The sequence below is a fragment of the Desulfosporosinus hippei DSM 8344 genome (assembly GCF_900100785.1).
GTDB lineage: Bacteria > Bacillota > Desulfitobacteriia > Desulfitobacteriales > Desulfitobacteriaceae > Desulfosporosinus > Desulfosporosinus hippei.
Map to the genome: position 1 here is coordinate 116,824 of NZ_FNCP01000010.1, position 25,338 is coordinate 142,161.

The 25,338-nt window shown below is 39.7% G+C and carries 22 protein-coding genes; 3 read left to right on the forward strand and 19 right to left on the reverse strand.

Annotation, left to right across the window (positions count from 1 at the left end; translation table 11 throughout):
- The 8 genes from lpdD to BLS16_RS10690 all read right to left on the reverse strand — a co-directional run bounded on the left by lpdD (position 1) and on the right by BLS16_RS10690 (position 10,516).
- Positions 1-420, reverse strand: a complete 420-nt coding sequence (gene lpdD / locus BLS16_RS10655) for a prenylated flavin chaperone LpdD (protein WP_092333072.1) — start codon at positions 418-420, stop codon at positions 1-3.
- A gap of 246 nt (positions 421-666) precedes the next feature.
- A complete protein-coding gene (gene clpB, locus BLS16_RS10660) occupies positions 667-3,261 on the reverse strand; it encodes an ATP-dependent chaperone ClpB (RefSeq protein ID WP_092333074.1) in 2,595 nt (864 codons plus the stop codon).
- 66 nt (positions 3,262-3,327) lie between these two features.
- A complete protein-coding gene (locus BLS16_RS10665) occupies positions 3,328-4,317 on the reverse strand; it encodes a DnaJ C-terminal domain-containing protein (protein ID WP_092333076.1) in 990 nt (329 codons plus the stop codon).
- 369 nt (positions 4,318-4,686) lie between these two features.
- Positions 4,687-5,619: a diacylglycerol/lipid kinase family protein gene (locus BLS16_RS10670; RefSeq protein WP_092333078.1), complete on the reverse strand. Its 933-nt coding sequence runs from the start codon at positions 5,617-5,619 to the stop codon at positions 4,687-4,689.
- Positions 5,620-5,689: 70 nt separating this feature from the next.
- Complete coding sequence (locus BLS16_RS10675; protein WP_092333079.1) at positions 5,690-7,438, reverse strand: phospho-sugar mutase; 1,749 nt, start codon at positions 7,436-7,438, stop codon at positions 5,690-5,692.
- Between the two features lie 179 nt (positions 7,439-7,617).
- The gene (locus BLS16_RS10680; RefSeq protein WP_092333080.1) at positions 7,618-8,490 is read right to left on the reverse strand and encodes a DegV family protein; all 873 of its coding nucleotides are present in this window, start codon (positions 8,488-8,490) and stop codon (positions 7,618-7,620) included.
- Positions 8,491-8,580: 90 nt separating this feature from the next.
- Entirely contained in the window at positions 8,581-9,162 is a 582-nt protein-coding gene (locus BLS16_RS10685; protein WP_092333081.1) for a flavodoxin family protein, read from the reverse strand.
- A 484-nt stretch (positions 9,163-9,646) separates the two neighbouring features.
- Entirely contained in the window at positions 9,647-10,516 is an 870-nt protein-coding gene (locus BLS16_RS10690; RefSeq protein ID WP_092333082.1) for a GNAT family N-acetyltransferase, read from the reverse strand.
- A gap of 113 nt (positions 10,517-10,629) precedes the next feature.
- On the opposite strand from BLS16_RS10690, the gene BLS16_RS10695 reads away from it, so the two are divergent.
- Entirely contained in the window at positions 10,630-11,952 is a 1,323-nt protein-coding gene (locus tag BLS16_RS10695) for a M18 family aminopeptidase (protein WP_092333083.1), read from the forward strand.
- Between the two features lie 49 nt (positions 11,953-12,001).
- On the opposite strand, the gene BLS16_RS10700 is transcribed toward BLS16_RS10695, so the two are convergent.
- Together BLS16_RS10700 and BLS16_RS10705 are read right to left on the reverse strand one after the other, a co-directional pair.
- Positions 12,002-12,418 carry a response regulator gene (locus BLS16_RS10700; RefSeq protein WP_092333084.1) on the reverse strand — a complete coding sequence of 139 codons (417 nt, stop codon included), beginning with the start codon at positions 12,416-12,418 and terminating at the stop codon, positions 12,002-12,004.
- Positions 12,419-12,869: 451 nt separating this feature from the next.
- On the reverse strand, positions 12,870-13,091 hold the full coding sequence (locus BLS16_RS10705) for a hypothetical protein (protein WP_242876256.1): 222 nt from the start codon (positions 13,089-13,091) through the stop codon (positions 12,870-12,872).
- Positions 13,092-13,489: 398 nt separating this feature from the next.
- Between BLS16_RS10705 and BLS16_RS10710 the strand changes: the two genes are divergently transcribed.
- Positions 13,490-13,792, forward strand: coding sequence for a zinc-ribbon domain containing protein (locus tag BLS16_RS10710; RefSeq protein WP_014903390.1), 303 nt, complete (start codon positions 13,490-13,492; stop codon positions 13,790-13,792).
- Positions 13,793-13,907: 115 nt separating this feature from the next.
- Here BLS16_RS10710 and BLS16_RS10715 read toward each other — a convergent pair whose 3' ends face one another.
- The 9 genes from BLS16_RS10715 to BLS16_RS10755 all read right to left on the reverse strand — a co-directional run bounded on the left by BLS16_RS10715 (position 13,908) and on the right by BLS16_RS10755 (position 23,725).
- Positions 13,908-14,759 carry a nitrilase-related carbon-nitrogen hydrolase gene (locus BLS16_RS10715; protein ID WP_092333086.1) on the reverse strand — a complete coding sequence of 284 codons (852 nt, stop codon included), beginning with the start codon at positions 14,757-14,759 and terminating at the stop codon, positions 13,908-13,910.
- 45 nt (positions 14,760-14,804) lie between these two features.
- Positions 14,805-15,746, reverse strand: coding sequence for a LysR family transcriptional regulator (locus BLS16_RS10720; protein ID WP_014903392.1), 942 nt, complete (start codon positions 15,744-15,746; stop codon positions 14,805-14,807).
- 422 nt (positions 15,747-16,168) lie between these two features.
- Positions 16,169-17,629: a cobyrinic acid a,c-diamide synthase CobB gene (locus tag BLS16_RS10725; protein ID WP_092333087.1), complete on the reverse strand. Its 1,461-nt coding sequence runs from the start codon at positions 17,627-17,629 to the stop codon at positions 16,169-16,171.
- 210 nt (positions 17,630-17,839) lie between these two features.
- Positions 17,840-18,061 carry a hypothetical protein gene (locus BLS16_RS10730; protein ID WP_092333103.1) on the reverse strand — a complete coding sequence of 74 codons (222 nt, stop codon included), beginning with the start codon at positions 18,059-18,061 and terminating at the stop codon, positions 17,840-17,842.
- Positions 18,062-18,095: 34 nt separating this feature from the next.
- Positions 18,096-19,154, reverse strand: a complete 1,059-nt coding sequence (dsrB, locus tag BLS16_RS10735; RefSeq protein ID WP_092333088.1) for a dissimilatory-type sulfite reductase subunit beta — start codon at positions 19,152-19,154, stop codon at positions 18,096-18,098.
- Positions 19,155-19,192: 38 nt separating this feature from the next.
- Positions 19,193-20,413: a dissimilatory-type sulfite reductase subunit alpha gene (gene dsrA / locus BLS16_RS10740; protein WP_092333089.1), complete on the reverse strand. Its 1,221-nt coding sequence runs from the start codon at positions 20,411-20,413 to the stop codon at positions 19,193-19,195.
- Positions 20,414-20,448: 35 nt separating this feature from the next.
- Complete coding sequence (locus BLS16_RS10745) at positions 20,449-20,637, reverse strand: ATP-binding protein (protein ID WP_014903397.1); 189 nt, start codon at positions 20,635-20,637, stop codon at positions 20,449-20,451.
- Between the two features lie 550 nt (positions 20,638-21,187).
- Positions 21,188-22,789 carry a (Fe-S)-binding protein gene (locus BLS16_RS10750; RefSeq protein ID WP_092333090.1) on the reverse strand — a complete coding sequence of 534 codons (1,602 nt, stop codon included), beginning with the start codon at positions 22,787-22,789 and terminating at the stop codon, positions 21,188-21,190.
- A 45-nt stretch (positions 22,790-22,834) separates the two neighbouring features.
- Positions 22,835-23,725 (reverse strand): respiratory nitrate reductase subunit gamma, encoded by an 891-nt coding sequence (locus tag BLS16_RS10755; protein ID WP_092333091.1) that lies wholly within the window; start codon positions 23,723-23,725, stop codon positions 22,835-22,837.
- 808 nt (positions 23,726-24,533) lie between these two features.
- On the opposite strand from BLS16_RS10755, the gene BLS16_RS10760 reads away from it, so the two are divergent.
- Positions 24,534-25,286: a hypothetical protein gene (locus tag BLS16_RS10760; RefSeq protein ID WP_092333092.1), complete on the forward strand. Its 753-nt coding sequence runs from the start codon at positions 24,534-24,536 to the stop codon at positions 25,284-25,286.
- The last annotated feature ends 52 nt before the right edge of the window (positions 25,287-25,338 follow it).

The window sequence follows — 25,338 nt, forward strand, 5'->3', positions numbered from 1 at the left end:
TCACCTCTTAATGATTGTTTTGTCTAACTTCAGAGCAGCTAGGGCTACTTCAGTTAATGTATCACAATGATCTATTATCTTACTCAGTTCATCAGAACTTAGATCATCCGAGTGAATTCCGGCTGTTATTACGACTATGTTTTGGAGTTCTTTAGCCAATACCCCAGCAACTTTCTTGGCGACTTCTACATCTTTGTGACCCGGCACTGGCGTGATATAAATATCAGCACTCCATCCTTCTCCTCGAAGACTAGGCCTTGGCAGAGCCATTACAACTCCTCCAATATGAGGTCTTTCCCCGCCGATCAGCAGTCCATTAATCCCATCCCCTGTATTATGTAGAGTTAAGGAAATCTGACAACGCCCATCTCCTTCTTGACCCTGCCAACTAGGGATATGGATGGAACTTAAATCAAGCACATGGCTTCTCCTCACTTTATATTGCTTGCTATTTTTACCTTGCTTTTCGCATTACTATTTACATTATACAGTTTGTCTCCATTAGAGCCAAGTTTTATGAAAGGTAATTTTCATAATCAATAACATAAAGTTAACTTGACAACTATACAAATCATTCCCCTAAGCCCTTCAAAAAAACCACAAAAAAGATTAGGGAGTTCAGGCATAACTAACTCCCTAATCCTTGAAGATTAATATCTGGACATTCTATTCTTTGCTGGAAAATGAGTAGTTTCCAAACTCATCTATATCTACCAGAATCCTTTGTCCTTCCTTGAATTCCCCCTGTAATAGTTTAAGTGCTAAGGAGTTTTGCAACCGCTGTTGGATTACTCGCTTAAGCGGCCTTGCTCCGTACACCGGATCATATCCCTCGTTAGTGAGTTGCTCTTTCGCCTTTAAGGACAGCTCCAATGTCAATTTCCTTTCGCTTAAACGTTTATACAACTGATTGAGTTGGATATCGACAATTTGACCAATATGCTCGCGTCCGAGTGGATGGAAGACTATTATCTCATCGAGTCGATTAAGAAATTCTGGTCGGAAGTAGTGACGGAGTTCTCCGTTAATAGTGTTTCTAACTTCCTCTTTACTAGCATTACGTTGAGTCAGCTCTTGTATTGACGGACTGGCAATATTACTGGTTAAGATTACTACAGTATTTTTAAAATTGACGATTCTTCCCTGTCCATCCGTCAATCTTCCATCATCTAAAAGCTGCAGCAAAACATTTGAAACATCCGTATGAGCCTTCTCTACTTCATCAAATAGTATAACACTATAAGGTTTACGTCGTACCGCCTCCGTAAGTTGTCCGCCCTCTTCATAACCTACATAACCCGGAGGAGCTCCAATTAATCGTGAAACAGTATGCTTTTCCATATATTCGGACATATCAATTCTTACCATTGCTTGTTCGTCATCAAATAAAAATTCTGCTAAGGCCCTCGATAATTCTGTCTTACCAACACCTGTTGGACCTAAGAAAAGGAACGATCCTAACGGCCTATTTGGATCTTGCAGCCCTGCACGTGCTCGACGAACAGCATCAGCTACTGCGCGGACAGCTTCTGCTTGACCAATAACTCTTTGATGAATCCGATCTTCCATTTGGACAAGCTTTTGCAACTCACTTTCCAAAAGTTTAGTAACCGGAACATGAGTCCAGGTTGCAACGACCTCAGCTATATCTTGTTCTACGACTTCCTGCTTAAGCAAAGTGTCTTTCTTAACTTGAAGCTTCTCTTCAGTAGCTTTAAGTTCCTTCTCTAAGCTAGGAATTATACCATATTGAAGTTCTGCAGCTTTATTATAGTCTAACTGCTGTTGGGCTTGCTCCATTAAGGTTCGAGATCGATCAACTTCTTCTTTAAGTTGTTGAATCCTAACCAGAGTCTCACGTTCCCCTTGCAACTGAGCTTCCATTCCATAGCGTTCTTCCTTTAGATTACCTAGCTCTTCCTCGATCTTTGCCAAGCGTTCTTTACTTGCTTCATCTTTTTCCTTCTTCAATGCTTCCCGTTCAATTTCCAACTGCATCATTCGCCGCTTTATTTGATCTAATTCATAGGGATCACTGGTAATTTCCATACGCATCCGTGCACCAGCTTCATCAATTAAATCAATTGCTTTATCTGGAAGAAAGCGATCACTAATATAGCGATCTGATAACACTGCAGCAGCTATAATTGCGCCATCAGTGATTCGCACCCCGTGGTGAGTTTCATAGCGTTCTTTAAGACCTCTCAGAATCGATATAGTATCTTCAACCGTAGGTGCATCAACCATAATCGGTTGGAATCGTCTCTCAAGAGCAGCATCCTTCTCAATGTACTTTCGATATTCAGTGAGTGTTGTAGCCCCCAGCATGCTGAGTTCTCCCCGGGCAAGCATTGGCTTAAGCATGTTACTGGCATCCATCGCACCCTCAGCAGCCCCTGCACCAACCACAGTATGCAACTCATCTATAAATAAGATTACATCATCACGATCCTGGATTTCTTTCAGTACTGCTTTTAACCGTTCTTCAAATTCTCCTCGATATTTAGCCCCGGCAATTAAAGTTCCCATATCAAGTGAAATCACTTGTTTATCTTTGATTGCCTCAGGCACATCTCCCCTAACAATTCTTTGAGCTAACCCTTCAACAATCGCAGTTTTCCCTACCCCCGGCTCGCCAATGAGAACCGGATTATTCTTAGTCCGCCTGGAAAGGGTTTGAATAACTCGGCGGATTTCTTCGTCACGCCCAATAACCGGATCAAGTCGACCTCGCCTTGCTTGCTGTACTAAATTTAATCCATATTGTTCAAGAGCTGCATAAGTTCCTTCAGGATTTGGACTAGTAACCCGCTGAGTCCCTCTGATTTCACGCAGGGCCTGAAGTAATTTTTCTCTACTTAAACCGGCTTGCTTGAGATTCTTTTCGGCTGCCCCTCCAGCCTTTTCCCATATTCCAAGCAAAAGATGTTCTGTACTTACATATTCATCTCCAAACGGGGCCATCTCATCATGAGCTGCCACTAATACAGTTCTTAATCGGGGAGAGATACTCATTTGCACATTGCTTCCACTAATTCGCGGGAAACGGTTAACCTCTTGCCTAATTGTTGAAATGAGACCTCCAACTGCTATACCTAATTTCGTTAAAACCTGAGGAACAACTCCATCACCTTGCTCTAATAAAGTGAGCAAAAGGTGTTCAGGCTCTACTTGACTGTTTCCATTTCTCTCCGCCATTGTTTGGGCTTCTGATATTGCTTCCTGTGATTTCTGGGTAAAACGATTTGTGTCAAATGACATAATGTACTCACTCCTTTTTCAAGCTGGTAAATGGTTTTCTAGGGATTAACTCGAATTGCTTTATACCTACTTAATACCACGATTAGCAGCCAGTTCACGCAGTGCTGAAAGCTCCGTATCACTCATATTCTCGGGCAACTTGATTGTGACTTCGACAAAGAGATCTCCGTGCTGAGTGGGCTTTTCTAAATTAGGCATTCCTTTACCTTTTAAGCGAAATTTCTTTCCGCTTTGAGAAAGCGGAGGAATTTTTAGCAAGACTTCCCCATCGAATGTTCGGATACTGACTTCACCGCCGATAATAGCTCTATAGAAATCAACTGGAATTTCAGTCCTTAAGTTATCCCCTTCTCGATTAAAACTCGGATGAGGGCTAACGGTTATGATTAAATATAGATTACCTGCTGGGCCGCCAGATATCCCAACTCCACCTTGACCTGATAGCCTTACTTTTGAACCAGTTCGCACACCCTTTGGAATCTTGGCCTCGATTTGTTTATCACCGGTTTTAACGACTCTTGTAGTTCCGGCATAAGATTCTTCAAGGGTTACTTGAACCTCAACTTCTAGATCCTGACCTGGTCGAGAACGTCCAACAGTAGCACCTCCGCCAAACCCCCGTCCCGTTCCCCCAATTCCCCCGAAAACCGTAGAAAAGAAATCCGAATACCCTTCCCCGCCAAAACTGAATCCTCCGGTTCTACCTGTACCACCAAACAGATCTGCAATATCCTCCGGAGACATAGTGTAGGTATATCCTCCACTCCCACCACTAGGGTTGGACTGCCAACGATCCCAATTATAGTCCCCTCTTCCTCCCCGAGCTTTCCATTGCTGGTAGTCTTGACGGAGTTCATCGTATTTACGTCGTTTTTCAGGATCACTGATTGCTTGATAGGCTTCTGTTGCCTCTTTAAATTTCTCTTCGGCACCCTTATCTCCAGGATTAACGTCAGGGTGATATTTTTTAGCTAATTTCTGATACGCTTTTTTTATTGTCTTTTCGTCAGCGTCAGGCGAAACACCTAAGCTGACATAGTAGTCTTTAAAATCCATAAAATCACCTCATCAACTCATTTAAGTATTATTTATATAATAACTATTCCCAACAATTTTCCATCTCAAAAATTCTTTAATAAGATTTTATACTATCTTAAGATTCTTAGTAATTTTTACTTGTTATCCAAATTATAGTCCATTTATTCCCTAAGGTCAATATTGGTCAGACATTTTCTTGACCAATATTGACCTTAGGATTATATTTCGATAAAGGTTTTTATGGAATTTGGGATAACCTTATTTCAAGTTGAGTATCCCTAATCTTATTTCCCATCCCCCCATCTCACTTCTTATAAACATCAGCAAAAAACGGTCTCTTCCACTTCGCCAGTGGAAACAGACCATTTTTAACATAAAACATTGATATTAAAATCCCCATAAACAAAGTACACTTGGCATAAGTCTAAACTGGATAGGGCCTTGTCCGGGCTGCTCTCCATCCAGATCAAGCAAAATCCTTTGATCAGATGATACTACCACGGATTGACCTCTATATACCCCAACACCAGGGATTTTCAGATGGGTTCCTCGATAAATCTTAGGAATATTTCTTAAGATTGTCCAAGTTGAGAAATCGCCTAAAACTACAACATCGAATAGGGCATCATCTAACTCAGCTTGTGGAGCGATCATCATCCCACCGCCGATATAACGACCGTTTGCAACCATAATACTGTTAAGTCGACCACTGCAGATGACTTTCCCATCAATTTCGCAGCTCATCATTTTATTGCGATACTTAAAAATGCTTATAACTGAACCGATTAGAAAGGAGAGCTTCCCTCCAAGGAGTTTACTTTGTTGGTTAACCCGTGCAACTGTTTCCCCACCTAAACCAACATCAGCAACATTGAGAAAATATCTTTGAAGCTGCTTTCCGTAGTTATCGTAAAAGAGTACTTCCCCAACATCTACTTGACGCTTATTGCCTCGTTTTAAGATTTGAATAAAACCCTCAATCCCTTTGGGAATTTGTAATGTCCGAATAAAGTCACATCCGGTGCCATGTGAAAAAACCGCCAGTTCAGCCTGTGGATTAATAAGAAGATTATCTGAGAAGAATCCGTTCACCACCTCATTCATGGTTCCGTCTCCTCCCACGGAGATAATATGTGTATACCCGTCCTTTAAGAGATTTCGGGTGATACGGGTACCCTCTCCCGGTCCAGTCGTATAAGTATAATCAATAAAAAATCCTTCTTCAAGCAGACGTTTATGATAATGCGGCCATCGTTTCTGCGTTTTGCCGTTCGCGGAATGTGGATTAACAATAGCGAACCATTGGCTACTTTTATGCATTCAGATAATTCTCCCCTTTTGATAGCGCCTCATCTCGGGAGAATTCGACGTTTACTATAAAATTCCTTTATTAAAATTTCCCTGCCCTAATTTTAGTAATCCGACACATGACCTCTTCTTTTACTCCATGAAGTAAATCTTCAGCCTCCTCCAAGGTAGCTCCTCTTACAGAAAAATAAAATTTGATTTTCGGCTCTGTTCCGGAGGGGCGTACCATCACAAATCCGCCCTCTGCAAAAGAATACCTTAATACATTGGAGCGCGGAAGTTTAAGAGAATAGTTCTCACCGGTTCTTAAGTCTTTTCCCGTTCTTTGTTCATAATCATCTACTCTTCCAATCAAGATGCCACACATTTCGTGGATATCCAAGTTTCGAAATGAGTCCATTATTAAGGCCATTTCTTCTTTACCACGTTTACCTTCGAAAGTCAGGGATTCTTGATCCTCTAGATAATAACCAAATTGTTGATAGATACTATTAAGAACGGCAAAGAAATTACGCTTTTCTACCTGTTGATAATAAAGTGCCGCTTCAGCTAAGATAACCGAAGCTATAATTGCGTCTTTATCTCTAACGAAGTCCCCAGCTAAATATCCATAACTCTCTTCAAAGCCAAATTGGAAGGAACCCCAGCCGCCTTCCTCCATTTCCTTTTCTTTTTCAGCTATGAATTTAAACCCGGTCAGCACATTCTCTGCACGAACATTAAAATATTGCGCAACTTGATCAGCCAAGTCTGTTGATGCGACTGTTTTGATGATTGCTGCATTGTCTGGTAGAATTCCTAAGGCTTTCTTCTGAGACAAAATATAATAAGTTAGAATAATTCCGATTTGATTCCCGGTCAGCTGCACATAGTCACCTTCAGGAGTGCGCAAAGCAACTCCTAAACGATCAGCATCAGGGTCAGTCGCCAGTAATAGATCTGCCTCAAGGGTATTACCATATTTACGGGCAAGTTCAAATGTTGCAGGAATTTCAGGGTTGGGATAGGGTACCGTCGTGAAGTTAGGGTCGGGATGCTCTTGTTCTGCTACAACAGTGACTGAACTAAAACCAAGTTCAGCCAGTGCCTTTCGAACGAGCATATTTCCTGCTCCATGCAGAGGGGAATAAACAATCTGAAGATCTTTCCCTTTTTGTTTGTCAAGTTCAGGATATAGTGCCAACTCGTGGACACGGGCAAGATAAGGATTATCGATATCCTGACCGATTATTTGCAGCAGACCACGCTGCTTAGCATCTTCTACTGTAAGGGTCTCAATACCAAGCCAGCTCTCGCGAGCGTTAATACGAGCAAGAATTTGATCTGCTTTCGCCGGTGGTACCTGACCACCATCTTCCCAATATACTTTATAACCATTATAGGATTTTGGATTGTGACTTGCAGTAACTACAATCCCTGCTAAGGCCTGTAAATAGCGTACAGCAAAAGACAACTCCGGTGTGGGACGAAGTGCCTCAAACAGATATACTTTGATTCCATTACGTGCCAGCACTAAGGCTGCTTCGAGTGCGAATTCAGGTGAGAACCTCCGCGAATCGTAGGCAATAACGACTCCACGCTTCATGCCCTCTTCCCCTTGATCACAAACACATTCTGCTAAACCTTGAGTTACCTTTCGGACGACATATTTATTCATCCGATTTGTGCCCGCACCAATAATCCCTCTTAGGCCACCTGTTCCGAATTCTAAATCCGTATAAAAACGCTCCTCAATTTCTTGTGGATCGGTAATGTTTTTGAGCTCTAATCTTGTCTCTTCATCAAAGTAGGAATTTTCCGACCATAAGCGATATCGATCTTGAATGCTCACCCAATAATCCTCCTTTTGTATTCATTAATTGTTTTCCGATTGATACTAGCTCAACAATTGGATAATATTCCCTATTATGTGAGTATAGCATACCTAAACTTAGTTTAACAACTCAGTTAATTTCTAGAAGGTAATTTATAGCGATATGAGCGATTAGTTAGTATACAAAAAAGCTCAGTCTAAGACTGAGCTGCAACAACAGGAGAGATTATAACGCCTACAAGCCCAGGGCCTGTATGAACGCCCATGACCGGGCTAATCTGGTTAAAGAACAATTCTTTGATATTGGGTAGTTCTTTGGCTTTCTGCCAGAGCTTGCGCGCTTCCTGTTCAGCCCCACCATGTACTATAGCTACAAGATATTTACCTTCTTGAGTGCTTTCAATCAAAATATCAAATAATTTTTTAAGAGATTGATCCCGTCCACGAACTTTAGCATATGTAATATATTTACCTTCTGAATTTACAGAGATAATCGGTTTAATATTGAGTAGCTCACCTATAGTACCGGATACATATCCTATACGTCCACCGCGTTTAAGATATTCTAATGTAGATAAGACAAAATATAGTTTGGTTTTGCCGGAAACGTTTTGTGCTAACTTAACTATTTCTTGAAAATCTGTGGAGGTCTGAAGTTTTCTAGCAGCTTCCAAAACGGGAAAGCCTAGGCCCATTGATAGTGCTTTTGAATCCATAACTTCGATTTTCATTTCTTTAAAGTCTCTTGCAACTTGACTTACTGTCTCGTAAGTGCCGCTTAGACCACTTGATATATGCATAGAGAGAACATGGGTATAGTTTTCATCTCTCAGTCGGCTAAACAAATTTGAAATTTCTGCAGGGGATGGTAGAGATGTTGTGGGAACTTCAACATCCATATTATCATATACCTCATTCGGACTGATATTTAGCCCATCAAGATATTCTCGATCTTTATAAACAACATGCAATGGAAGAATTTCAATTCCAAGTTCCTCGGTCATGTCTTTATTAAGATCGCTTGTGCTATCTGTGACAATCGCAATTTTAGGGTCTGAGTTTTGTCGCATGAAGCTTTGTTCCTTTCATTAAAGCATAATACTGTAATAATTAGTATAACATAATGAGCTATGATTCGACTAGATAAGTTTTTCTAATATTTAGGATATCAGCAACGATCGAGTGGCTCTACGTACTTCTGCGAATGCATCAGGGGACTTTTCAATGTCTCCAGCCTGATCAATCCCACTATATAAGCATGCCTTAGAGTATTGAATATCCAACATATGGAACAAAGTCTTTATGGATCGCTCTGCGCAATCAAAAACATTGGGCAACATTGTTCCTGCTGTAGAAATAAACAGACCCGTTCGCTTAGGCCCTACCGGCTTAACCAATGTTTGATTGAGTAGATATTTACGCGCCCAGAAGGTTTGCATTCGATCGATCATAGTTTTTGTTTGAGAATTAATCCCCATAAAATATATTGGAGCAGCAATAATTAGGCGATTGCAGTTTATTAACTTGTCTTGAAGTTTCAAGATATCATCACGAATTACACAAATTCCTTTTGTGGAGCATGCTCCGCATCCTTGGCAAGGGTTAATCTTAAGATCTGTCAGATAAATCAACTCTGCTTGATGTCCCTCAGCGTGAGCATCTTTAATACTTTCTAGTAGTAATCTGGTCGTATTGCCGTTTCGGCGTGGACTACAGGCTATCCCTAAAACTGATAAATCCATATGTCTTCACTCCATTCATTAATTACTCGCTAAGTACAAAAGCGAGGTTCTTAGCTCTTAAGAATCTCGCTTTCATATTTGGCTTTTTCCGAATGGGTCTAAGCTAATTAGGTTACACTTTAGGATTAGAATCCGGGTCAAAATACCGCTCCCTTTCTGTAACTATCTTATATTACTTATCCATTTTCATGAATTCGCCTTTGGATCTGAGTTGGCTTGATTGATTCTAGTCCCACAGACTCCAAAATTGCATTAATCATTAATTGATCTTTTTGTGTCATAAGCATTCTTCCTTTCTGTTTAAGTTAACAACTGATTATATATTTTTTTGTACCGAATTACAAGTATCTAGAAAAAATAATATAAGTTTACAACAGGAAGAATTTCATTACTGACTAGACAAACAACATTCTTATCTGTTGCACAAATACCGACCCGCTTTTAATTATCCAGACTCAAATAGTTTATGCACTGAATATTAACTTTATGACAATTCAACACACATTTCATATTGGTTTGCAGTTGGGTTTATCCCATACGAGCGAAGAGCCGTGGAAATCCAATCATTAGGTTGATTGATAAGCGACAAGATAGAATCTGTGCGATGTAGGATCGCCGAGAGAATTTCCTTTGCTCCCGCTAAGTTAGAACTCCAAACATCAAGCAATAAACCAGACTTATCACCGCTAAGCAAGGCGCCAGCAGTTTCAGAATCATTTAGAAATGCCTTATAAGTGCTATAACGTCTTAGATACCCTTCTCTTCTCTGCCAAGCAGGGCTGAAAAAAGAGTGACTACGATTAATAAAATACTCATCTAGTGTAGTCGAGAACACCGGAGGAATCCTAAGAATTTCATTTTTAAACTCCTTAATATTCAGGGTACGATAGACATTAAGTTGGCGAGTGTTGACAAACCCTACCCCTTGATAAGCTTTACGTGCATAATTCTGTTCTAATACTTCCAAGTAAATTTTTTTCAGAAGGATACTTTTTGCCAAATTTAATTGTGAACCCAGTAATATTTTAAAAAGACCATTATTACGGTATGCAGGGTCAATACAAGCCCCAGCAATCCATCCCTCATTTTTATCAATGGCAAGCAAAGTAAATCCTACAACACGCCTGTCGTGGTAAATGGCTGTGGAATATTCCAAAGAAACTCGACTTAACTCAAGCCAAACTTTCATATGTTCTCTAGAATATGACATATTATAATAATAACCAAGCCAACAGCGATTCCATATTTCAGTAATATCCTGCAAGTTAAGATTCGAAAGTGTTTCAACATGTACATTTCTAATATTTATCTCCAAAATTATATCCCACAATTCTGTATTTGTTTTAAGCTTCATAGTATGAGTGATTATTATTAGTATATACTTGATTTCAAGTACAGGAAATAATTATTTGCCACTTGCCTAATATTTACTTATAGTTAAATTATGATGAGAAAGGTGGTATGTAAATGACAACTTCATATATAAGTAAGAAGGAACTAGTATTTGCTCAAGAACTACTTGACTTTATTGAACAAAGCCCATCGTCTTTCCATGCCGTAGACAGTATAAAAACCCTCCTAATCCCAGAAGGATTTCAGGAATTATCATTGTCAGACAAATGGACATTACACCCTGGCGGAAAGTATTTTGTTACTCGCAATAATTCTGCACTTCTGGCCTTCATTGTTGGCTCGGGGGAACCGGAGGAACATGGTTTTCGTCTCGTTGCAGCTCATACAGATAGCCCTACCTTCCGCGTCAAACCCTTACCCGAGATGTCAGTCGAGGGTAAATATCTTAAATTGAATGTTGAGGCCTATGGTGTCCCGATCCTTAATACTTGGCTGGACCGCCCTCTTTCACTGGCAGGTCGCATAATTAAACGGGGGGTTTCTCCGTTTACGCCTGAAAGCATTCTTTATCGTAGTCCTCAGCCCTTGCTAGTCATCCCGAATATATCGATTCATATGAACCGCAGGGTAAATGAGGGTTTAGAATTAAATAAACAAAAGGATATGCTGCCCTTATTGGCGCAAATCACCGAAGGTTTACAAAAAGAAGGGCTCCTGATTTACCATCTTGCCAAAAAGCTGAACTGTCTGCCAGAAGATATCCTAGACTTTGACCTATTCTTGTATGAAGCAGAAAAAGGGTGTCTTGTAGGACTTCAACAAGAGTTCTTATCAAGTTCACGTTTAGATGATTTAGCTATGATCCATGCGGGAGCACAAGCCATGGCCATGGCAAAACAGACATTACCAACTCAAATGCTCATCTGCTTTGACCATGAGGAATGTGGCAGCACAACAAGGCAAGGTGCAGCATCACCTCTGCTTCCTCATGTATTAGAACGTATTATACTTGCCCTTAAAAAAGATCGTGAGGCATATTTTCGTGCCATTGAGCATTCGTTTCTAATTTCTGCTGATATGGCACATGCTCTTCATCCTAATGCCAGCGAAAAGCATGATCCGATTAATCATCCAGTTCTTAACGGCGGTCCGGTTATAAAAATAAGTGCCAATCAAAGTTACACCACTGATGCTGAAACTTCAGCAATTTTTTCTTCCCTCTGTGAAGCTGTAGATGTTCCCGTTCAGAAATTTGTAAATCGGTCCGATGAACGCGGAGGATCAACCATTGGACCTATATCTAGTACACAGCTAGATATTCGTGCCGTAGATATTGGAAATCCTATCTTAGCTATGCATTCTGTTCGCGAGCTTGGAGGCGTCAAAGATCACTTAGCAATTACAAAAGTCTTAAGTGCATTCTATGAATCTATTTAAAGGCACAGGCTATTCAGGAGGTCATCTCTCTACTACAAATCACATTTCTCTATAACGAAGAGCTATTTGTAGTGCCTGAATGTTGTTTATGTAAATCCATTTCATAGATTTTAACAATCATGCTTGACAACTCATCCCCAGAAAAAGGCTTGACGATATAATCTCGAGCACCAGCCACCATTGCACTTACTAAGTATGCCTGTTCACTTTGAACTGACATGATAATAACCGAGCAATCCGGCACACGTTGGACAAGAAGTTCAGTGGTACGTATTCCATCCATTTCTGGCATATTTATGTCCATCAAGATAATATCCGGTCTTTTGGCTTCAGTAAACAATATCGCTTCAGATCCTGATCCAACATCACCTAATACCTCAATATCATTTTTAAACTGAAGCAACCGCCGGATACTATTCCTGGTGTCACTGATATCATCGACAATCAATACACTGATGCGTTTCACAGTAGTCCTCCTAACTTTCAGTTATAAAACAATGTGGAATCTACAATAGTAATCATATTTGACTCGCATGTGTCTCCTCTGAGTGAAGAACCCTACTGCTTGCAGTAGGGTTAGTTTTAAACGCAACCTTAGAAAAGGAATCTTGACGGGAATATCAAACTCTTTTAAGATTATTCAATTCTGAGACTTCTAATTTTTCAGGTATTCCTTATTCTACTTCTTCTGTGGGGCTAGACTCCGGTAATAATTCTGTACTATTACTTCATATTATAAGTCCGGATTATATATCAAGATATAAGGCAATAGTCGCAAAAACGCAAAGGAAGTCCTAGTCTTTGGTCCTAACTTTCTGAAGCCTGTCTTCATGCCCTTACCTAACAAAGACCTCTAGATAAAACAAAAATAGATAGGGCTTGGAGCTCTACCTACTGTTGCTATATGTATTCTTCTACTATTGAAGACTAGATAAACATTTTTGTACAAATTCCGGGGCATAGTTGCTGCGCACTGCAACAACCTGATCAGATGTTGAACTTAATGGTAAAAAGATTGCCACCACTTCAGTAAGGTCATAGATTTTTTCGCCGCTAAACTGGCATATCAAATAACCATTTTCTATCAAAAGAGCTTCAAGTCTCTGAATGCCAACAATTCTATCTGGAAGTGTTCCCATATAATTATGACTCATCAATATCACCTGTCTTTCGGTTTTTAGACTTTAGAATTAGGATTAACCTTTAGTTAATAAGTTGTTAGGCAATTTTATTCTTATGCAATTAAACTGATTATTATTACAAAACAAAGATTTCTCGTGTTTCTAGCCATATCTTTAACAATCTGGCATTGCACTCATTATTTCTCATAAATACCCATTTTTACTATTATTTATTATAAAATATAGAATATAATGGGTTTCATACCATAACCAGGATTGACTAATATTTGGTATTTAGTTATAATTAAGATGCTCGAAGTACTTGAGGATTTCCAAAAAGCTTCTCGATTGCCTAAGGCTGTGGGAAGATACAGAACTTCCCATGTCGCGGGTAATAAGATTTCGGAGGTTTTTTGATGTTTAGTGACAAAGTTTTGGTATGTAAAGAATGTGGTCGTGAATTTGAGTTTACAGCCTCAGAGCAGGAATTCTACGCAGAAAAAGGGTTCACTAATGAGCCAGGTCGTTGCCCGGAATGCCGCGCTGCCAGAAAACAAAATAGAAATAATGGCGGCGGATATTCTCGTCAACCTCGTGAAATGTTCTCAGCAATTTGTGCTACCTGCGGAAAAGAAACCACAGTCCCTTTTCAGCCCTCTGGCGATAGACCTGTTTATTGCAGAGACTGCTACCAACCAAGATCACGAAACAACTGGTAACAGTAAATAATATGTTTCCTGTCAATTTATTGATTAACTATATAGTTTTACTAATTACAAAAAAACCCATCCTAAACCATAAAATTTAGGATGGGTTTTCTGTTCGATCACTGGATTATCTGTCTATGATGTCTAATTCGATGAGCTCGCGATAGAGTTCTTTTCTTCGATCAGCAAGAAAGAAGCTATCTCGCATAGATGTTCGCTCCGGACGACGGATATGATTGATCCTCTCTGCTGATAGGGTAGCAGCAAGAATTCCGTCCTCCCCAATTTTCGCTTGCTCAAACAAGTCACCTTTGGGCCCAACAATAATTGCCCCGCCACTAAATTTTTTGGATTTTCCGTTATTCCCGACTAAATTACAGGCACCTATATAGACAGAATTATCATAGGCTCTAGCACCAAGGTATCTCATCCAGATCTCTTTACGGTCTCCTGCTACTAATGGTGAAGCATGAGGCGCAAATAATACCTCAGCCCCTTTGAGAGAATAAATTGCAGCAGTTTCAGGGAAATGCCAATCCCAACATATCCCAACTGCAAACGAAGTACCATGAGCTGTAAAAATCGGAAAATTATCTCCGGGTGAAAAGAATTCTAACTCACTACGTCCTAAATGAACTTTGCGATATACCTTAGGTTCCTCATCAGGTGTCAAGATAACATGGGATATATAAGGCTTATGCTCCTTTGCATTCTGCTCAACCATACCAACTAGAAGGGTCAGTCCCAGGTCTATTGAGCACTCTTTTAGATGCTTAATCCACGTACTTTCCAAGGAGTTTGCTATCTCTGAAGCATGATTAGGAGAATACCCATTCAGGGCACATTCCGGAAAGCATAGCAAGGAGACCTCCTGCTTTTGAGCATTTTCAGCTAAATGAATGATATTATTAAAGTTCCGTTCAGTCTCCCCCACTATTGATTCCATCTGAACGAGTCCGATTCGGCAATCATCTTTCATCTTATCTTGTGCTCGTCCTTCCTTTTATCTCTAAGCGGCTAATTCCTATTCCATATCGACGATTTCATTATAATCTCTGCTTAAAACATCTGAAAGTAACCTGTGATCATGAAGCAGGTTTATCAAAATACGTTCATCTTTTGTTTGCGAAGTCCTGGCATTAGTAAGGATACTTAGAGGTCGATAAATAGGGGCATCTTGAATCTTTAAAGTTTTAAATAGTTTTTGATCTGCTTCTCGGCTAACTGTTAAGGAAGATATTATAGTAATTCCTAGACCCGCTGAAACCAATTGTTTAATCGCTTGAGTACTGCCCAACTCCATTGAGACGTTTAATTGATCTGGATCCATTCCCCTCTCTTGGAGTGCCATCTCCATTACCTTTCGTGTTCCTGAACCATCCTCTCTTGTCACTAAGCGTTCATTGGGAAGTTCAGCAAGAGTAATGCTTTTCCGTGATGCCCAAGGATGAAAATTTGATACTACTACAACCAACTCGTCTTCCCAAAAGTTTTCGACATTTAAATCCTTGTGCTGTGGAACCGGCCCCTCAATTAAACCGATATGTATCTTCTTTTCAAGGACATCTTGTGAAATTGACTCTGTATTGGCTATCTTCACCTTAAAATCTACATCAGGGTGGGTTTTAAATAAAAAGGCTAAAATATTGGGAAGAATATACTCGCCAATTGTTAAAGTAGATCCGAGATAGATCAATCCCCGTTGATCCTTAGCAAGAGCGCTAATTTGCTCTTTAGCATTGGATAAAATATCCAATACACTACGTACATGCGCATAAAAGATTTTTCCCTCTTTAGTTAGAGTTACACCTTTATTAGTACGATCAAAAAAGCGCGCACCATATTGATTCTCTAAATTTTGAATCTGTAAACTAATACTTGGTTGACTCATATGCAGCTTTTTCGCAGCTAAAGTTATGTTTCTAGTTTCTGCCACCTCTTTGAAGACAAGAAGGTGTTGTTCCATGATGATGTATCCCCTTCCTAGATCCCTTATATAATTAGCTCTCTCTACAAATCATTGCAAATACATTAAGCTATCACTATTATTAATAATCGTTGTAAAAATAAGGCCTACAAAAGCTCCATAAAAAATTGGTGCTTACATCCAATCATAAAGAAATATAATGAAAAGATTCCCCTTCCCTCCTAGGTATATTAAAGAAATATTTTTCCATCATTACAAATGGATCAATCTCTATTAATATAATATCACCCAAATCAGTTATTAGCCAGATGGAGACTAATCTTTTCGAAAAAAAGGTTTATAGTAATAGGAAATAAGCTAAATCAATAATAAAAGCCTTCCAATATTGGAAAGCTTTATTATTATTGATTAGTATAGTGATTTTTAATCAATAGAAACTTAAGAACTATTTAAAATTCATATTAGCCTGATATTCTTTCGACCTTTGACCATCTTGTATTGCTATAAAGTATAGCCATATTTATTAAACCTTCAGCCCATTCCGGACAACCCAAAGCATGAATGTGATTATAGGCAGCAAATATATTTTTATAACAAAGCCCATCATGCTGACCATCAATTCCATGACCTCTCTTAACCATGAAACCAAACTTCAGATTAGGTTCTAAATTAATAATACGAGAGTTATGGAATTCATGCCCCCGAATTTGAGTCTTATCTGGAAACCAAAGCTGATCGGGATTTGTCTCCATAATAGTATAACCGTGGCCTTGAGGCTTACTTTCCATCTGAGTATCAAAAGGAAGCAAACCAACCATCTCATAATTTTGAGTAGTAGTCCGAATAGAGCGGCCAAGATACATTAGTCCGCCGCACTCTGCATAAATAGGTAATCCCTTTTCTCCGGCAAGTCGTATCTCATCACGCAATAAATAATTAGCTTCGAGCCTTTGAGCAAAGACCTCAGGAAACCCCCCGCCGATATAAAGCGCATCAAGATTATCAGGAAGTTGATTATCCAAAAGTGCACTAATAGGAACCACATCAGCTCTTCGTTTTAAAATTTCAATATTCTCCGGATAATAAAAACTGAAAGCTGCGTCCTGTATAATCCCTATCTTAGGCTTTATACTTCTATTCTTAAAAGATAGATCTGGAGACGAATTAAGAACTATAGACTCTGAATAACTTGGTAGTTTCGGAGCATTTTGTGCTAACGCAAAAATCTTAGTTAAATCAACATGTTCACTAATTACATCAGCAAGATAATCTAGCAATTTATCCGTTTCAGCATACTCTCCATTGGTAACCAAGCCAAGATGTCGATCTGGAATACATAAATTTGCATCTTTAGGAATTGCCCCAACAACTGGTATTTTACAAAATTCTTCTATAGCCTCTCTAGCAACCTTTTCATGACGAGCCCGTGCAACTTTATTAAGGACAACTCCAACGATTTTAACATCCGGATCAAAATGCTGGTACCCCATTACCATTGCTGCAATACTTCTAGTCATACGTGTGGCATCAACCACAAATAATACCGGCGTACGAGTGACTTTAGCAATTTCCGCGGTAGAGCTGCTGCCTTGAAGGTCAAGACCATCATACAGTCCCATAGCTCCCTCAATGATCGTTATTTGCTTATCAGAAGCTTGATCAAGAATTGAGCTGCAAATTTGTGTTTTATTCATAAAAAAAGAATCTAAGTTACGACAGGTCTTACCTGCAGCTGCTGAGTGCCAACTGGCATCAATATAGTCTGGACCTTTTTTAAAAGGTTGTACGGTTAACCCTTGTCGTGCGAAAGCTCTGAGTAGTCCAAGGGTAAAAGTAGTTTTTCCGCTCCGCCCCTGAGGTGCTCCAATTACTAAGCGAGGGACATTGTTAATGCTCTGATCATTCATTAATAAAGATTTCATAATACCCACACCTTTCTTGGAGATATTTTCAGGAGAGAAATTACGTTAAATAGTTAGTAGGGTTGATCTTTCTCATGAGATAAAATTGACCACCCTGAATCCCGTTCCTATAATGCAGATCCAATCAGCAGAAACAGGAACATCGGGTATTTAGGATGGTCTATATACTCTTAATGATCATGTCTATCTAGAGTAGTAGAATCAGTTCAATTAGTCTGGAGTTTGAACCTTTCCTTTTAAGCAAATGAAGGTTGTAGTAATATAGAGGTACTCAACGAGATCTTCAGCAGTTAATTCCTTGACTGCATTGTCAACATCACTCTTTGAGGCTCCAATAGCTACGGCAACATCTCTGCTTTTAGCTTTTTGTACTTTGCCAAGGTATTCTAAAACCTTAGCTTTAACTTCGGGATCGGCTGGTCCTCTTGCCATTTTAAATACCAACTTTCTACATTATTCCTTCAGATTAGTACTTAAATTGTGCTGAAGTACGGAACGTCTCTCTTGAGAAGATATAGTCATCAATCAACATGTCTGAGAACGGAAGCTCAGCCAAGGTGAAGAATCTTTCCCAACCAATTCGCTCAACCCACTCGCCTACACGTTCTCCGTCATTTGCATTCGCAATCCAGAGTTCAATGATTTTTCGAATTGCTTCTGTAGTCTCAGGCCAACGTGGTGCAGTGTTTGGAAGGAAAGGAATAACCATACGAGAGAAGCTCGGTGAAGTTCGTGCATTAGAAGTCTTCCCACCAATAAGGATGGCAATACCATCATTTTTGGGATCATAGATTTCCATAGCTGGTGACATGGTGTAGCAGTTACCGCAATACATACATTTATCTTCATTAACGATAACGCTCTTGTTTTTCGGATCTGGACGAATAGCTCCAGTTGGGCAGCTAGCAACAAGACTTGGTATCTCTGTACCTTTACGAATTACTTCGTGGTTGATACGAGGAGGAGTTCTATGAACACCTACAATTGCGATATCACTGCAGTGTGCAGCTCCACACATATTTAAGCAACATGCTAAGCCCATTTTTAATTTAGCAGGAAGCTTCATGGTATTAAAATACTCATATAAATCATCCATTACGGCTTTAACAACACCTGAAGCATCAGTAGCTGGTGTATGACAGTGTACCCACCCTTGAGTGTGTACGATATTGCTTACGGAGCGTCCTGTTCCGCCAACACTATAGCCTTCTGCTTCTAATTTTTCGAGTAATGGTTTAAGTTTAGCCTCGTCAGAAACTAAAAACTCAACGTTGTTACGAGTTGTCCAGCGAAGGAAACCATCGCAGTACTCATCAGCTATTACACAAACATCGCGAATAAAATCAATACTGACTAATCGTGGAGTACCAACACGTACGCTATACAGAGCTGCTCCGCTTTCACCAACATGTTTTAGTACGCCTGGACTAGGAATCTCATGATATTTCCATTTACCATAGTTCTCTTGTACAATAGGAGGAAGCATCTTTTTATAATGCGGAGGTCCTTGATCTAAAATTGCCATCGTTATCCACCTCTCGTTAGCTACTTATTATTTTAAAACTAGAGCTTTGATCCGTCAAGTGCTGTTCCACTTCTGTCAAGATCGTCTTGATTCCAGAACACATAAGGATTCGCACGTGGGCGGAAGACCATTTGCGGTACAGGAGCAACTTCAATACCATTAAGGAATTTAGTCATTCCTAAGCGATAAATAGTTTCACCGATACGTTCGCGGGATTTGCCATGCTCATCCCACCACTCCCAGATACGACGCATAAGATCTTTAAACTCTGCAAAATCATCTTCTGCTTCCATTTTCATGAATGGTACAATAACCCAAGACATGAAGGCGGACTGAACAATGGTTGATTTACCACCTATTAAGATGGTTGCGCCTTTTTCTTTTCCAGGCTGAATAGCTTTAGGCATTACATTGATGCAATGCATACAACGTGTGCAATCTTCACCAACTACGCTGAGTTCTTGTGTCTCAGCATTGAAGGTCAGACAGCTAGTTGGGCATTTGTCACAGACAGCAGCTTTAATATTAATTTTAGCAGCATATTCTTTAACAGCCTCTTGGTCAATTCTTAGTGTATCGCGCCAGGTACCAATTACTGAGCAGTCAGAACGAGCAATTGAAGATGTGCAGTCGTTTGCACAACCGGAGAACTTAATTTTGCTCTTATATGGCCACATAGGACGATGAAGCTCATCCATGAATTCGTTCGTAATATTATAACATGCTTCTAAGGTATCATAGCAAGCATGTTCGCAACGTCCTGGTCCAACGCAGCAGTTAGGAGTTCTTAGGCAAGATCCTGAACCACCGAGGTCGAATCCAGCATCACTAAACTCATCAAAGATAGGTTGGATATGCTCTGTTTTACAACCTAAAAGAATAATATCACCGGTAGATCCATGCATATTTGTTAAGCCGCTTCCGTACTTCTCCCAAATATCACAAACCGTACGTAATGTTTTCGTGTTGTAGAACCATCCTGATGGCTGGAGTAAACGGACTGTATGGAACTCAGCTACGTTAGGATAAGTTTGTGGCTCGTCAACATAACGACCGATAACTCCACCGCCGTAACCTCTAACTCCAACAATACCACCGTGTTTCCAGTGTCCTCTACGCTCTTTATAGGATCTTTCCAAGACTTGGAGCAATTCGCCTGCAGCTTCACTCTTCACTGCAGCGCGTTTAATTTCCGTCACAAAACTGGGCCATTTACCTTTTTCAAGTTCGTCCAGTAGTGGCGTATTCTTTTCTGTCATGGCACACCCTCCGTCTTTTAGTTTATGGGGTCTATTTACATTTCAGTGATAGTGATAGCACCAGTCGGACAAACTGAAGTGCAGCTTTCGCATCCCATGCATTCTGATTCGTCACCAGTAACATGAGCCTTGTCCTCGCTAAATCCAAGCAGGTGGGCGGGGCATCCTTCAGTACAAGAGTCACATCCCGAACATAGATCTTCGTCGATTGATACGATAAACACAATATACACCTCCTTAAACTATTAAAGAGAACAATCAAACATTGGACACTGTAAAACTTTTCACTTGTGTAAATTAACACGAGTCCATATAAATAATTTAACACCTGAAGTTCCATTCGTACAATATATAATACAGATTGTACTATATCATTTTTTAATTACGGCCAAGGTTGTAATGATATTTGAAATATGCTCTAGTGACTATAATTCCTCTTCCTTCAGTATGAATGCAGTTCATACCCTCTAATTCCATGACCCAAGACAGAGGCTTGAAGGCGGTCTAACGTTTTTTGGCAGTGATTCACTTAGCCTAAACCCTAACCCTTGTTTTCTAACGTTGTTGCAGCATGAATAAGAACATCAATAACTGTTGCAAATGGACGAGCATAAGGTAGCTCTATATCAATTAGATCTACACACATTGCCTCCGAGAAATGGACAAGGGGTCTACCCCACTCTCAATCTAGGCTTCTTTAGATAAGGCCATTTCAGAAAGTTCTGAAATGGCCTTATGGGAATTTTTAATAGCTAAATCTAGTTATAGTACATCCTACTCTAAGAATTCAAGGAAAGGTTTCTTCATCGATATAAGGGCATTAACCATAAGTTCAACTAAACCACCGTACTGAAGGTTATACTTCTCGGACGCATCGTAATGCTCCAAAATACCGCGCATTGCCCCTTTGCAGTTAGAACATGGTGCACAGATATATTTCGGGGTAGCTACGTCTTCCATAGTTCCCTTAAAGGCTCCGAGTATTTGGTTGAATTTAACTCGAGATGCAACCTGGGTTCTAAACTCAGGGAAGTTAGCGTAGTTCATTATGGCGAAACCGCTGCCTCCACCACAGCAATAATTGTCAACACCATGTGGAGTCATTTCTCTAAACTGCGGAGCAATTGCTTTAAGAATGTTTCTTTGCGGCTCAACAATGCCCATTTGTCGTACTATATTACATGGATCGTGGAGCGTGACCGGAAAGTTATTTTTACTTGGGTCAAGTTTTAGTTGTTTGTTTCTAACCATATCCCAAAGAAGAGGTAAACAACTTTCAACAGGAACCCTATCAGATGTCATACGATCACCTGTAATAATTGATGCCTTATGGGCATGCCCACACTCAGCTACGACCATTCTCTTGACACCAAATTCTTTTGCAACCTTCATCTGCATCAAAGCAATCTTTTTAGCTTGGTAATCATCATACCAGAGACCGTAGTTTACACTGTCATACCCCATAATTTCGCTGCTAAGTGTCCAATTCAAGCCCGCTGCATCAAATAGAATAGCAAAGGCTACTGGATTCTCGGGCCAAGCCATAAACTCTCCAGCATTATGGAGAACTAGGATATCAGCACCTTTTTTATCAACAGGAAACTTGAGCTTAATGCCAAATTTTTCTTCGGTGTCTTCTTCTAAAAACTCTAAAGTGTCTAGAAATGCCGGCTTACTTAATCCCGTTGATGAACCGGTCTTAATTTGCAGCATCGTTCCCTTAGCATGGAGTGGGGTTGGGGCAATCCCCATTTCTTGGCTGAAAATCTTACGAATTTCCTTGGAAAGGATCGCATTGTCTAGGCCCAATGGACATGTTTGCGCACAACGTCGACATAGGTTACAGCGATAGGATAACTCACCTAATCGAGCAATTGTTTCCCAATTGACATCAATATCTGCTCCGACGAATCCGCCAAGCAGTTTTCCGCTCGTTGTGAAATATTTCTTCACAATTTTACGCAAAACTTCCGAACGGAAAATAGGTCTATACATTTCATTATTTCCTGTAGCAGAATAAATATGACAGGCATCTGAACAGGTATTACATTTTGCACAGTATTCAAAAGACAGTAGGAGCGGTTGTAATACACCATTATTGGCATCTGAAAAGATTTTTTCTAGACCGCTCAAGAACTTGCGAACAAATTCATCTTCTTCCTCTTTAGATTTTGGTCGAGTCAGGGTATCTATCCCGACATATCCATCTAAAGAGGTGCAAAATTTCTCTTTCCAGGCAGGCTTAGGATCAGTTAAAGGGGATTCCATCCCTGGTTTGTCGTATGGTGCTAATAAAGGTATGAGATTGTCCAGTTTAATAAGTTGCTCATCTGAACGTCCCATATCTTTTGGACGTAAATCTCTTTGATTTAGCATGTCTTAGATCCCTACTTTCCATAAAGTTAACATACACGAATCAGACTATTTCTCGGGTGCGGCGGGTGGATTAATATGAGGCGCAGACCAAGATGTGCTTGGACGGAATGAAGATGCCTTCTTTATTTCCTGCTCAACTCCACTCCCCTTTAGATTCGGATTATTATCCCAGAGAACCTTATGGAACGTAAAGTACTTCCCAACATAGTGGCTCATTTTGCTGATTGGAATATAAATTAACATGATACCTACAAGAAAAATGTGCAAAGTAAGCAGGCCATTAGCTGAAAAAGGCGTAAATGTTACAAGGTTTGCAGTAACTTCTCTGGCATAACCAAAGCTTAAGTCATTCCCCCATGTGAAAATTCCAGTCACAAGTGCAGCGAAAATCAATAAAAGATTAAAGTACTCTTGAGGTGTAGTGTACTTTTTAAGCGTATTATCAAACGCTCTGCGTAGAAATAATAAACCTGAACCCACGGTTGCAAGCGCTAGCCCAAAATAACCTGTTAAAGCAGTGACGTAATAGACCAAGAGACCCAGTATGCTTGAAGTATTTGCGGTTACTGAAATTCCATTAACTTCAAACAATCCACCTACGACCAAAAGGATTGTCCAGGCCATTAAGAAATAAATTCCTAAATGGAGTGCGTAAGAAATCCACCAGAAAGGTCGTTGATTTTCAAACAGCTTTTTGATAAATAAGATCTCTTTAAGCATTTCGACAATTTCTCTCATGTGAGAAACTTCATGTGGTTTAGTCCACCAAGCTGTTTCCTCGTAGTATGATCCACCATGTTCGAAACCTTTTTCTTTAGGGACAGGATAAAGATCCATTCTTCCATGAAAGGGCATCTTCGCAAACTGATACGCTTTGAAAACCGATATACCTACGAAAAGACCAATGGAAAGATACGCAATAATACTAAGAATCACAATCCCCAACCTCCTTCTCTTGTTATCTTTGCACATTATAGTCTAAGTGAGTTTGTATGCCTTGTAAAATTATCATTTCTCATAATACAATTGTATATATTGATGACTGTTCATTCAGCTTTTTCCTAAATATGTACATTCTTTCACTTTTTATCCTTTCTAATTATTATAAATCTGCAATAAATAGCCAATTAAATTAAAAATTTAGTTAATACTTATGTTTTGTAATTAAAAAAAATAATAAAGAGCACTCCTTTCTTGGAATGCTCTTTAACATTTTATAAATTTTAGAAGATTACACCAAGGGCAATGAGAATGAGAATAGCAATTGAAATAATTCCCACACCTACATAACTTCCAACACCACATCCTGCTCCGTATCCGTACATGAAGTTTCCTCCTTTCAAATCAACCAGAGTCTTAGACTAGAATACAATTCCCATTGCGATGAGCAGAAGGATAATAACTACTACAACAGCAATACCCGGTAACCAGTTAGGTCCACTTGCTCCATCAACAACTCCGCCAAATGCCATTATATATTCCTCCATTTCCTGTGTTTTATGGGTTATTTTCTTAATTCAAATTATGCCTTTGCAGTTAAAATGGTACCATTATTTACTAATTAATCCAATTTTTTAATTTCCATATCCCACTGAGTCTTTAGAGCACTAGAAGCAAAGAAAATAGAGCATTGCTTTTATCACTTACCCTGTTTAGGTAGCTACTGTCTGATAACTTTATTATTCTTAAATTTTGGTATAACATATGATTATCTGGTTATGTTCTAAATATAAGGAGGGTATCAATGAAAGCATTAGTTACTCTGACCTCAAGTGAATCAAAACGACTTATCGCCAAAGGAACAATTGGATTGCCCAGTGTACAAAATGCCTTGGAAAAACACACTATTATTGTTGCCGGCGGAACTACGAATGCCTATGTAGCTGAAGAATTGTTAGGTGTTCAAATTGAAGACAAAACAGGCTATACAATGGGCATTGTTACCAATGGTGAGCTAGGAATAAGCAAATCTTCTAAAAAGACGCAACCCTACGTAATTATTAAAGGACAAGCACAGGAAATCCCTTGGAAAGAATATTTGCCAAAATTAAAAAGGGGAGACATCTTTATCAAGGGTGGCAACGCAGTGGATCACACTGGTTTAGCCGCAGTGATGGTTTCAGACCCCATGGGAGGAACAATTGGGGCTGCCCAAGGGATAATATATGCTAGAGGTATTGAATTAATTGTTCCAATCGGACTGGAAAAAATGGTTCCCGATGTCCGTAAAGCCGTGGAATTTATGACAAAGTCTACAGTTGACCAAGCCATCGGTAACAAGGTCGGACTGATCCCGATGGTTGGAGCTAGAGTAGTGACAGAACTAACAGCTCTAGAAACTCTTTATGATGTTGAAGCGTCTTGTATTGCTGCAGGAGGGGTCGATGGATCAGAAGGCTCGGTTACACTTGTAATAGAAGGACTTGAAGAAGAAGTTGAACGGGCAATTAAAGATATACGTTCACTAAAAGGTGAACCGCAAATTTTAGTGAAATAGAAACAAAAAATGGGCTTAATTCATGAATTTTCCTCGACATGAATTCTAAAGC